This is a genomic window from Flavobacterium salilacus subsp. salilacus (assembly GCF_004634195.1).
Lineage (GTDB): Bacteria > Bacteroidota > Bacteroidia > Flavobacteriales > Flavobacteriaceae > Flavobacterium > Flavobacterium salilacus.
Genome location: NZ_SKBP01000004.1, coordinates 230305 through 242445 on the forward strand (window position 1 = coordinate 230305; position 12141 = coordinate 242445).

Below are 12141 nucleotides of genomic sequence, written 5' to 3' on the forward strand. Positions count from 1 at the left end.
TAAAAAAATAAAGATTGGAACGCGGATAACACAGATTTAGCGGATTATCGCTGTTATGCTCAATAGAGGTAAATATAGAGATGCTTTGTTACTCAGCAGGATAACAGATAGCTATTATATCGGTTGATTTATTTACTAAGTCATTTTTCAATCGCTATTTATCAAACTATTAGCAGAAAAAACTATATTTGCGTTTCTTCAATTAAAACCCAAATTGTTATACATATATGAAAACGCTTTCAGACATTGATTTTAAAGGTAAAAAGGCACTAATAAGGGTAGATTTTAATGTACCTCTTGACGAGAATTTTAACGTTACTGATACCACGCGTATTGATGCGGCAAAACCCACTATCGATAAAATTTTAAATGACGGCGGGAGTGTTATCCTTATGAGCCACTTGGGCAGACCAAAGGGTGTGGAGGAAAAATACTCACTTAAACATATTGTGGCAAAAACATCCGAGATATTAGGCAAAGATGTAAAGTTTGTAACTAACTGTGTGGGGGATGAGGCTGAAAAAGCTGCTGCTAACCTGCAACCCGGTGAAATATTACTGTTGGAAAACCTGCGTTTTCACGAAGAGGAAGAGGCGGGCGATGATGCTTTTGCACAAAAACTGGCCAAACTGGGCGATGTTTATGTAAACGATGCTTTTGGTACGGCACACCGCGCGCATGCCTCTACAACCATAGTGGCGAAATATTTTCCTGAAAATAAGGTTTTTGGTGCGCTTCTTGCGAAAGAAATAGAAAGTTTGGATAAAGTATTAAAAAATAGCGAAAAACCGGTTACGGCTGTTTTGGGCGGAAGCAAAGTATCGTCGAAAATTACCGTTATCGAAAATATATTGGATAAAGTAGATCACCTGATTATTGGTGGTGGTATGACCTTTACGTTTGTAAAAGCATTAGGCGGAAAAATTGGCGACTCTATTTGCGAGGATGATAAGCAGGAGCTTGCGCTTGAAATATTAAAACAGGCAAAGGCTAAAAATGTGCAAATACACCTTCCGGTAGATGTTATAGCAGCCGATGGTTTTAAAAACGATGCCAACACGCAAGTGGTTGATGTTAATGAAATTCCTGATGGATGGCAAGGGCTTGATGCCGGACCAAAATCATTAGAGAACTTTAAGAAAGTAATTTTAGAATCGAAAACCATACTTTGGAATGGTCCTCTTGGAGTTTTCGAAATGGAAAATTTTGCCAAAGGAACTATCACATTGGGCGAATTTATTGCCGAAGCTACACAGAAAGGTGCTTTCTCGCTTGTGGGCGGTGGCGACTCTGTTTCGGCGGTTAAGCAATTTGGTCTTGAGCCAAAAATGAGTTATGTATCTACAGGAGGCGGTGCCATGCTGGAGATGCTTGAAGGTAAAACCCTGCCGGGTATTGCAGCAATACAGGAGTAACCCTGTTAAAATTTATACGAATACTGCTCCGTTTTAAGTTATAAGCTACAAGTGCTGTTACAATAGGTGCAGTTTAACGTTAAAAAGTAATTTATGAACAAAAAGAGAATATTGTCTGTTGTTTTTGCATTCTTTTCTTTTGCCGTATTTGCACAGGAAAGTGCCGAAGCGGAAGTGAGTATGCCGGAAGTTAAACTTTCATATATCGATTCGTTAAAAGCTACATTTATTCATAATGAAGAGCTTACCTGTGTGGACAGCCTTTGGGTAAAGGAATTGATAAGCGAGGATCTTTTTGCAGCAATGCAGGAGGATATACAAAATATAAACCCGGATGATGAGGTTGATTACGACCTTTCTACTCCCATGCTAAAAGAAAGGCTTGCCAAACTCGATGCGGTTTCGCCTTTTCATATAGAATACAGCAAAGGGCTGGAAAATATTATAAAAGCATACCTTAAAAACCGTCCGAGATCTTTCAGCAGGTTAATGGCGTTATCAGAATATTATTTCCCTCTGTTCGAAGAGTACCTCTCTAAGTACAACGTACCAATGGAAATAAAATACCTTGCCGTGATAGAATCAGCATTAAACCCTCGTGCAAAATCGAGAGTGGGTGCCACAGGGCTTTGGCAGTTTATGTACCCTACGGGCAAACAGTTTAACCTTGAGGTAAACTCGTATGTTGATGAAAGGTGCGACCCTATAAAAGCTACCGAAGCCGCCTGCCAGTACCTGTCCAGCCTGTACAACATATTTGGCGACTGGGACTTGGTTTTAGCGTCCTACAATGCAGGGCCGGGCAACGTTACTAAGGCAATACGCCGTTCGGGCAGTTATAAAAACTACTGGAATATACGACCAAAACTGCCTAAGGAAACACAGGGGTATGTACCGGCTTTTCTTGCTACAATGTATGTATATGAATACTCTAAAGAGCATGGCATTACAGGCAACAAAGCCCCAATGACTTATTTTGAAACAGATACCGTAATGGTAAAACGCCAAATGTCGTTTAAACAAATTGCCGGTTTGCTTGATGTGCCTATGGAGCAATTGCAGTTACTCAATCCTATTTATAAGCTGGATGTTATACCTTATACTATAGAGAAACCGCATTACCTGAGGTTGCCTAAAGATAAAATAGGCTTATTTACCTCTAACGAGAAAGCTATTTATGCTTATATAGATTATGAAGCCAACCAGAGAGAGAAGCCTCATTTTGTAACGGAACGTCAGGAGGCTGTTGCTCAGGCGAAGGTAATGGACGGTAAAAAAATAATTACTACTACCGAAACCTATAAGGTGAGGAGTGGCGACAATTTGGGTGCAATAGCCAATAAATATAATATATCCGTATCAGAATTAAAACAATGGAACGGTCTTAGAGGGAATATGATAAGGGCAGGGCAAAACCTGAAAATAAAAAAAGAAAAGATTGTTGATATGCCCAAACCCAAAGTGGAGGCTATAGCCGAAATTAAACCCAAAGAAGTTAAAAAAGAAAAGCCCAAACCACTGATGGTTGATATCATCAAGCCGGTTGATGAAGAAGCGGCTGATGAAGTTGCCGAAGAAACCGAAATAGGCGAAGAAACCGAAACGGTTGAAGTAGCCACCGTTACAACCAAAGATAAGAAGGAAAAAGATAAGGAATTTGACTACGAAAAAGCGCATCTCTACATTGTTCAAAAAGGAGATTCGTTATTCAGTATTGCCAGAAAACATCCCGGCGTAACGGTAGAGAACCTGAAAAGCTGGAACAAAATACAGGGAGAAAACATAAAGCCCGGCATGAAGCTGAAGGTTATTGTTAACTAATGTAAAAAAGCATATTATGATGAAAAGAATGAAACAAATAGTATTTTTTGTTTTTGTTCTTTGCACTGCGGCCTGCAAAAATGACAACGACGGCGAAGCGACAGCATCCAAAGGAAACATCAATGAGATATCAATCATTATAAATGATGCATTATGGAGTGGCGACGTGGGGGACAGCCTGCGCAAAAAGCTCGCTGCGCCGGTAGATGGACTTACCCAGGAAGAGCCGCTTTTTACCCTGAACCAATATCATGAAAGCACCTTTGGCGAAGCTCTTAAAAAAGGCAGAAACATTATTATAATCGATAAAGGGGGCAAAAAAGAATATACTTCACAGAAAAACAGTTTTTGCGCACCGCAAAACATATTTACTTTTAGCGGAGAGACTATTGATGACCTGCTGGATCTTATAGAGATGCATTCTGACGAAATAATCAGGAAAATAAAGGAAACTGAAATAGCCGAAAACCAAAAACGTAATAAAAAAGCGGGATTGCTGGATACAATTCGCTTTAAACAACAATTTGATATATCAATAATGGTACCTGCCACCTATGCATATGCCATAGAAAATAAAAGTTTTGTGTGGCTTAAAAAAGATATACCCAGCGGCAATACCAATATACTCCTTTACAGCGTACCGTATGACAGAATAGAACATGATAAAACGATACTGAGTAACATTATCAGTATGCGCGATTCTATTGGTAATATGTACATACACGGGCAGGAAGAAGGTATGTATATGAAAACCGAAGAAGCCTACTCACCCTATTTATTCATGACAAGCTTTAAAGACAAGCGCGCTTTTGAAACACGGGGCAACTGGGAAATGGAAAATGATTTTATGAATGGTCCATTTCTTAATTATGCTATTCGCGATGATAAACACGAGTGCTATTTGGTGATAGAAGGCTTTATTTACAGCCCTTCATCACCCAAGCGCGACCTCATCATAGAGCTGGAGTCGATTATCAAGTCACTACAATTCCGGTAAATGATTCAATTTCAAAAAACACTTTTATACTATAAACTCCTACTTTTTGCAATAGTTATAAGTTTTTTTTCATTTACCTCATGTAAAACAAAACCCATAACAAAGTCCAAAATTGTAGGGAAATATTCCTGCAAAATATCTGACCATCATAATATCTCATTGATGCTTGAAGAGAGTGGCAGGTTTATATATGACTATAATGAATCTTTAAACTTCATGAAATCAGAAGGCGAATGGTTTTTAAAGGATAATACATTAATACTGAATAGCTGGAATATAGGGAAAGAGGATTACATTATTGTTGAAGAAAATAATAGTAAGCCAAAAAGATGTATTGAAATAAAATATTATGATAATTTATCCTTTCAATACTGTACAGTTATTCTAAATAATTCAGAAAAGATGTATGCTGATGGAAATGGTCTAATTTTTTTAGATGTAAATCAAAAAGTAGAATCTATTAAAATTGAACTTTTTGATGATATTACTGTTTATGAATATAAGCCCAATAATCCCGACACGAAGGTTTTCACTATTACTTTCATGCGTGATGGTTTTAATACGGTTTATTTTAATAATGAAAAAGGTAAATTTGTACATAATATGCTAAAAATTCTCAACAGAGAATTTATAAAACAATAAAATGATTCAATTCAAAATAAAGCGATTTAACGAGTTTTCATTACACGAACTATACTCAGTGCTGCAACTGCGCAGCGAAGCGTTTGTAGTAGAGCAAAACTGCATATATCAGGATATAGATGGTAAAGACGAAAAGGCATTACACCTATTGGGCGTTTATGAGGATAAAATTGTTGCCTATGCCCGCCTTTTCGAGCCGGGATATTATTTTGAAGAAGCTGCCATTGGGCGCGTAGTTATCAGCAATAACTATCGTGACAGGAAATGGGGACACCACCTTATGGATGCGGCTATAACCGGTATTGCAACGCATTATAATACCAATACCATTACCATATCGGCACAGTTGTACTTAAAAAAGTTTTATGAAACTCACGGATTTATTCAGGTAGGTGAGGGGTATCTTGAAGATGATATTCCCCATATCAGGATGAAACGACAGTAAATGATTTAGATTTCATAGCGTACTGCAACTGATTAGACTGCGACTTGAAAACGGAATACTAAATCTTAGTAATAACCAGTTCTACCCTTCGGTCATATTCAGAGCCCTTGCCAAGCGGAACGGTATTGCCATACCCTTTGTACGTCATTCTGTTGGCATTAATTCTTTTGCCGAGTAAAAATTTATATACTGTTTTTGCACGGTTTATAGATAACTCCCGCTTACGGGTATCCTTATCTATAGCTTCTTTTTGAAAAGTAGGAGTACAACATATATGACCCTGTATCTCGAATTGCAGGTTTTTATATTTCTGTAATAAACGAGCAATTTTTTCAAGCTCCGCTCTCGATTTTCCTGTTAGCTTACTGCTGCCCCGTTCAAAAAGAATATTTTGCAGATAAATGCGGTCGCCCACAATCAAATCCTTTTTTACAGTATTATATACGCCCGGCTCAAGCTTTGGCGGTGGCAGCGGTTCAAAGTTTACCACGACATCCACCCGGCGGTTTTTAGAACGCGCTTCCGATACGTTGTCTATATCATCTTCTAAAAGGATGCGCCCTTTACCCTCTATGGTTACAATAATTTTGTTTTTAATACCACTGTTTACCATTTTGTCTTTAATGGTATTAGCACGATTGTTAGACAGTTTAAAGTTGTATTCATCTTTACCCCTGTCGTCGCAGTAGCCAAATATCTGTATGCTTTCAATACGTGTGGTATCTATCGCATTTATAAAAGCCACTACATTATTACCCTGTTTATCATCCAGATTATATTTGTCAAATTCAAAATATATGGAGTAAACAGTCTCCTCTTGTGCAAGCGTAATGTTGGTAACCAGCAGTAAGATTAATATGTTGAAAAATGTTTTCATTATTCTGCTAATTTAATAAAAAATTTACTCATCTACCCGCGTCAGCATGACATCTTCAGGCGGGTGTATTACTATCGGGAACTTTTCTACTTTAACAGAACTGCTGTCCAGCCCGAAAGCTCTGCCTTCGGAAAGGCTCACTTTTTTCAGCAGTTGGTATATATCCAGTATTATTCTTTCATACCAAGGCAGCTCATTATCATAGGACATGAATTTTTCTATAATTACAAACTTAAAATCGCCGATAACATTGTTTCTGTTTAAAGATTCATAACGACTTGTAATATCTACTTCGCCGCGTTCTACCATATCTTTTACCACCTCTTTAAACAAAAGGTTGATTCGTGGTGCTACCCTGAAACCCAAATAAAAATCAACCCGAATTACATTATTCTCTATAATCTCGCGCACGCGATAATCCATCCGATACGGTTCATCAACTACATTAACGTGCAAAAACCAATATAAGTCTGCGCGTTTTGGTCTTTTTTGCAATATAGAATATAATACTTTCGACTCTATTTCGTCACTAAACTGGGCATTGGTTAAATACACCAGGTGTGTGGCATATTTAGGGATAGAAAGGTCGTTACTAAGCTCTGAAAGTACTGTTTTATAATTTTCTACTTTAGTAAATTCAGTATAACCGCTTCGTATCTTTTTGGCGGTGTACCATACCGCCATGATTACACAGAGCATCCCGGCAATAATCAGCGAAACATAACCCCCGTGGCTAAATTTGCTGATATTGGCTATAAGAAACGAAAACTCTATAGTAAGATATACCAGCATAATGCCTGTAATGACAAAAGGGTTATAGCGCTTCATAATCATGTAAAAGTTGAGCAGTATCGTGGTCATAATCATGCAAAGCACGATAGCCAGCCCATAGGCCGCCTCCATATTGCCCGATTCCCTAAAGTGCAGCACGATAAACACGCAACCCAGAAACAACAGCCAGTTGATGGATGGAATATAGATTTGTCCCCTAAAGTCAGTTGGGAATTTCACCGAAACTTTTGGCCAGAAATTGAGGCGCATTGCCTCGCTGATAAGCGTAAAAGAGCCTGATATAAGTGCCTGAGAGGCAATAATAGCTGCAGAGGCTGCAATGGCAATACCTACCGGAATAAACCATTCCGGCATAATCAGGTAAAATGGGTTGGCAGGATTCCCTACGTGACCGCTCAAGCTGGTTAAATTGCTGCCGGTATGTGAGATAAGATAAGCTCCCTGCCCAAAATAGTTGAGTACCAACATGATTTTTACAAATATCCAGCTTACGCGAATGTTATTCCTGCCACAGTGCCCCATGTCGCTGTACAAAGCCTCAGCCCCTGTAGTACACAGAAATACAAAACCAAGCACATAAAACCCTTCGTGGTGTATGCTAAGCAAGTGAATGGCATAGTAAGGGTTAAGAGCTTTAAAAATACTCAGGTCGCCCGCTATTTGAATAACACCCAGTATGCCCAGCATACTAAACCAAACCAGCATCATAGGGCCAAAAAAACGACCCACGAATTTAGTGCCGAACCGCTGTATAAAGAACAGCATAAAAATTATGGATATTACTATTGGTACGGTATCCAGTTCAGGGTTATAAATTTTAAGCCCTTCTATTGCAGATGAAACCGATATGGGCGGTGTGATGATGCCGTCTGCAAGCAGGGCACTACCACCAATTATTGCGGGTATGATAAGCCCTTTTTTCTTGAGCCTTTTTACAAGTGTGTAAAGTGAGAATATACCGCCTTCGCCTTTGTTATCGGCTTGTAGCGTGAGCAGTACATATTTTAGGGTTGTTTGTAATGTTAATGTCCAGAAGATACAGGACAGTGCGCCAAGTACAACCTCCTCCTTTATGGGTACTTCGCCCATTATGGCTTTCATAACATAAAGGGGTGAGGTACCTATATCCCCATAGATTATTCCTAATGTAACAATAAGTCCTCCCGTTGTTACTTTACTAAGGTTGTTGTGATTACTGCTCACTTCTGTTAAAGTTAAAAAAGCAAAGGTATATGTTTTTAACTATTTGATGCCTATTCCCGCGGATATTTAAACTTTGACAATAAAAATATCCTCTGTCTTTTAGGGCAGAGGATATTGAGCCATTTCTATTTCAGCAGAATCTTGCTGTATTCGGCGGTGTTATTAAGTAATGCTGTCGATTTCATAATCTCAGGATTACTGGTGGTGTAGTATTTATACAACCCTTCTTTATACTGATAGCGTTTTATAGCTTCATCGAGCATTAATTTTTTAATTTCGTTTTTATGCTCGTTAAGCTCTTTCTCCTCACTTTTTTCCAGAGCCGTAAGCAGTTGCTTGTACTCTGTGGCAATATTCTCATCTATTTTTTCTTTTACCGAAGCTTCATACATCAATTTCAGTGCTTTCTCGGTTTCAGTATCAAATTCAAAATCTTCTTTTTTCAGGAATTTTTTAAAATCCTCAAAGTCCGCATCCGTTATTTTGGGCAGTGTGTTACCCAAATTCGGGTTCTTGTAGTAATAAGTAGTAATGTAGTTAAATATAGCATCATTACGTTGTAGTGCATCGGCTATGGTACTTTGTTTCGATTCTTCCAGTATTATATCGGGCAGTATTCCGCCACCGTCATATACGGTACGACCTTTTCGGGTTTTAAAAGCATTATAATCTTTTTCGTTAATACGAATCGCTTTACCATCCGCATCTTTATGAGTATAATCCAATGCCTGTATGCCACGCCCCGATGGGGTGTAGTAGCGCGATATGGTTACTTTTACCTGCGTGCCATAAGTAAGTTCCAGTGGGCGTTGCACCAGTCCTTTACCAAAACTACGGCTGCCCACAATAACGGCGCGGTCTAAATCCTGCAATGCTCCCGAAACAATCTCCGAAGCTGAGGCACTTTTGCCGTCTATCAAAACCACCAAAGGAATTTCAGTATCTACAGGAGTTTTTTGTGTTTTGTATATAGTATTATATTTCTCGTTTTTCGATTTTGTGGTAACAATAACTTCGCCTTCGGGCAGGAAAATATTGCAGATGTTTACCGCCTCGTTAAGCAGCCCTCCGGGGTTGCCCCTCAGGTCGAGTATTATTTTTTTGGCACCCTGATTTTTTAGTTCCAGTAATGCCGCTTTGGTTTCGCTCGATGCCTTGATGTTAAATTGCGACAGCACAATGTAGCCCGTTTCTTTATCTACCATGGCAAAGTAGGGTACAGCCCTCAAATCAACTTCATCCAGTACCAGCTCAGTGCTAAGCACTTTACCCTGACGTTTGTATTTTATGTCAATTTTAGTATTGCGCGTGCCCTTAAGCAGTTCGCCCGCATCTTCTTTAAACTCGGCAAGGTTTACATCGCCTATCTGTATAATCTCGTCGCCTGCTTTAAGCCCTGCTTTGTCGGCAGCATAGTCTTTATAAGGCTCTTTTATTATCAGCCTGCCCTCTTTGCGGGTTATGAGTGCGCCAATGCCGGTATATTCGCCTGTATTGTTTATTTTAAACTTGGCAACATCTGCCTCGTTAAAGTAGTTGGTATAAGGATCTAAATCGGCAAGCATGCTCTTAATGGCAGTATCCATGAGCTCGCCGGGGTTGGTTTCATCTACATAGTTGGTATTAACCGTTTTAAACAGTGTAGTGAATATTTCTATTTGCTTTGCGATTTCAAAGAAATCGTTTTTAAAGCTTGTGCCAACGAACAGAAAAACAACAGCAAGGGTCGTGACAACATATCTTTTCTTGAGTTTGGAAAGCATAGTTTATAAGGATTTATATTTTTTTCGTTTTAATTTTCTGCGGACGATAAATAATGTAACTACGAAAATAAGGATAAAAGGCCAAAGATAGAGCAAACCGATAAAGAAACTTGAAAGCGAGTTAAAGCCCGATTTTATGGCATTGCCCATTTTTGAACCATAAGATATTGTTGCATCTGCCTGTGCTTCGGTTATTTTGTAAAACTCAATATTTACGGTGCTCATTGCCACACGATTTTTCATGTAGTTGAGCCTGCCTTGCTGCGCTTCGATTTCTTCGCGTATTGCCGAAAGCTCTTTTTCTATCTCCAGCATTTCACTCACTTTACCTGCTTTTTTAAGCAATTCCAAGTAACGGTTTTCCAGTGTTTTCTTAGCTTTTATACGGGCTTCAATGTCAATGTATTCCTCTGTTACATCTTGCGCGCTTATCTCCTTTCGGTCAAAGTAGGCAACACCTGTGCCAATATCGGCTATAAAGTTCTCAAAATGTTTTGAGGGTATTCGTATTACCATATCCCGGCTCATTCGGTAACTGCTCTTGCTTTCGGAGTCGTGCTGCACCTGCGCTTTATACTTTTTTACCGCCGTTTGTATAGTGTTGGCAGTGGCGTTGAGGTCATCGGTTTCAAAAGCCAGATTGGCATTTTTAATAATTTTCGGGTCATAATCAGTCGGCTCATTGCCCCTCGTCGATACCGCTTTGTCGGCTTCCAATGCCTTGAACTTCGTTTCTTCAACTATGCTCATGGCTTCAACTGCCTGACTATCATAGTCGTTCTCGCTATAATCTTTACATCCGGCAAGAGCCAGCAGTACAAACAGGCTATAAATACATTTTTTCATATTAGGAAGGTTTTTACCCCATAAAAACGTAAAAATATACCTACTTATTACAATAGCTTAAAACAGAATTGATTATAAGCCTTCCTGCGCTATAAATTTTTCGAATAGCTGAATGGTTTTGGTATGTATTTCCTCATACGTCAGCCTGTCTTTCGTCTGATAAAAAAACATAAACGCGGTGGGCTGTGTGAGCTTTTCGGTAAGCAGGTGTTTGTTAAGCCTGTAGGTTTCGCGGAGTAGGCGCTTAAAGTAGTTTCTGTCAACCGCTTTTTTAAAGTGTTTTTTAGAAACCGAAACGCCCATTTTTATCATGCCTTCATCAGCATTTTCCAAAGGCACATATACCAACCGCAACGGATATTTGGAAACCGATTTTCCTTCGGAAAACATCCGGTCTATCGTGTTCCTGCTTTTCAGCTTTTCGTGTTTTGGGTAGGTATAACGCTTCTCTTCCATAGCAGGCAAAGGTACATTATTTTAAAATCTCAAAACGACATAACATAAATATCAGATTATTTTCTTATTATTGTGGTAAAATAGTATAACAATATGGTATCAGCAAGAGTAGGGCAGTATATAGAGGCAAAAAACATAAGTTACTATGCTTTCGAAAACAGTTTGGGCGCGAGCAGAGGCAGTATCTCCAAAGCGGTAAAAGACGGTAAGAGTATCGGCTCTAACATGTTAGAGAAAATTCTTTTGTTATATTCCGACCTTAACCCCACATGGTTGCTTACAGGCGAGGGCGAGATGCTGCTGGAAAGCGACGCCTGGCAAAACAGCAGTATTAATACCTACAGACTTAAAACCGATACCTCGGTAGAGAGCCAGCAAATACCGCTGTATGACTTGGAGGCTGTAGCAGGTTTGGTACCGCTTTTTGGCGATAACAAAGCCTTTCAGCCGGTAGATCATATCATGATACCCCACTTGCCCAAGTGTGACGGCGCAGTATATGTAACAGGCGACAGTATGTACCCTTTACTGAAAAGTGGCGATATCGTAATGTATAAAGAGATGAAGGATATTGCCAACAGTATTTTTTGGGGCGAAATGTACTTGCTGAGTATTGATATGGGCGGTGAGGAGTATATTACCGTAAAGTATATACAAAAGGCAGAAGACAGCCACTATATAAAACTGGTAAGCGAAAACAAGCACCATCAGGATAAGGAAGTGCCTTTGGCACAAGTAAAAGCCCTTGCGCTGGTAAAAGCCAGCATTCGCATTAATGCTATGAAATAGAGTAATAAAAAAACCGCCGGGCACTACGCCGGCGGTTTTTTGCCGTTTCCGGCACATCCAACTAATTATCTTATTATTACTTTACAAAGGTAGGC

11 protein-coding genes are annotated in these 12141 nt (G+C 39.3%); 6 read left to right on the forward strand and 5 right to left on the reverse strand.

Features of this window, described 5'->3' with window-relative positions:
• Positions 1-227 precede the first annotated feature (227 nt).
• From E0W68_RS07145 to E0W68_RS07165, 5 genes are all read left to right on the forward strand, one after another.
• On the forward strand, positions 228-1415 hold the full coding sequence (locus E0W68_RS07145) for a phosphoglycerate kinase (RefSeq protein WP_135218734.1): 1188 nt from the start codon (positions 228-230) through the stop codon (positions 1413-1415).
• Between the two features lie 93 nt (positions 1416-1508).
• The gene (locus E0W68_RS07150) at positions 1509-3236 is read left to right on the forward strand and encodes a lytic transglycosylase domain-containing protein (protein ID WP_135218735.1); all 1728 of its coding nucleotides are present in this window, start codon (positions 1509-1511) and stop codon (positions 3234-3236) included.
• 16 nt (positions 3237-3252) lie between these two features.
• Positions 3253-4233 carry a DUF4837 family protein gene (locus tag E0W68_RS07155; RefSeq protein ID WP_135218736.1) on the forward strand — a complete coding sequence of 327 codons (981 nt, stop codon included), beginning with the start codon at positions 3253-3255 and terminating at the stop codon, positions 4231-4233.
• Positions 4234-4875, forward strand: coding sequence for a hypothetical protein (locus E0W68_RS07160; protein WP_135218737.1), 642 nt, complete (start codon positions 4234-4236; stop codon positions 4873-4875). It abuts the gene before it with no gap.
• A 1-nt stretch (position 4876) separates the two neighbouring features.
• Positions 4877-5320, forward strand: coding sequence for a GNAT family N-acetyltransferase (locus E0W68_RS07165; RefSeq protein ID WP_135218738.1), 444 nt, complete (start codon positions 4877-4879; stop codon positions 5318-5320).
• Between the two features lie 58 nt (positions 5321-5378).
• On the opposite strand, the gene E0W68_RS07170 is transcribed toward E0W68_RS07165, so the two are convergent.
• From E0W68_RS07170 to rnpA, 5 genes are all read right to left on the reverse strand, one after another.
• Positions 5379-6197, reverse strand: coding sequence for an OmpA family protein (locus tag E0W68_RS07170; protein WP_135218739.1), 819 nt, complete (start codon positions 6195-6197; stop codon positions 5379-5381).
• Between the two features lie 24 nt (positions 6198-6221).
• Complete coding sequence (locus E0W68_RS07175) at positions 6222-8192, reverse strand: KUP/HAK/KT family potassium transporter (protein WP_135218740.1); 1971 nt, start codon at positions 8190-8192, stop codon at positions 6222-6224.
• Between the two features lie 125 nt (positions 8193-8317).
• Positions 8318-9955, reverse strand: coding sequence for a S41 family peptidase (locus E0W68_RS07180; protein ID WP_135218741.1), 1638 nt, complete (start codon positions 9953-9955; stop codon positions 8318-8320).
• A gap of 3 nt (positions 9956-9958) precedes the next feature.
• Positions 9959-10801 carry a DUF4349 domain-containing protein gene (locus tag E0W68_RS07185; protein ID WP_135218742.1) on the reverse strand — a complete coding sequence of 281 codons (843 nt, stop codon included), beginning with the start codon at positions 10799-10801 and terminating at the stop codon, positions 9959-9961.
• A 72-nt stretch (positions 10802-10873) separates the two neighbouring features.
• A complete protein-coding gene (gene rnpA, locus E0W68_RS07190; RefSeq protein WP_135218743.1) occupies positions 10874-11257 on the reverse strand; it encodes a ribonuclease P protein component in 384 nt (127 codons plus the stop codon).
• A gap of 93 nt (positions 11258-11350) precedes the next feature.
• Between rnpA and E0W68_RS07195 the strand changes: the two genes are divergently transcribed.
• A complete protein-coding gene (locus tag E0W68_RS07195; RefSeq protein ID WP_135218744.1) occupies positions 11351-12046 on the forward strand; it encodes a S24 family peptidase in 696 nt (231 codons plus the stop codon).
• Positions 12047-12141 lie beyond the last annotated feature (95 nt).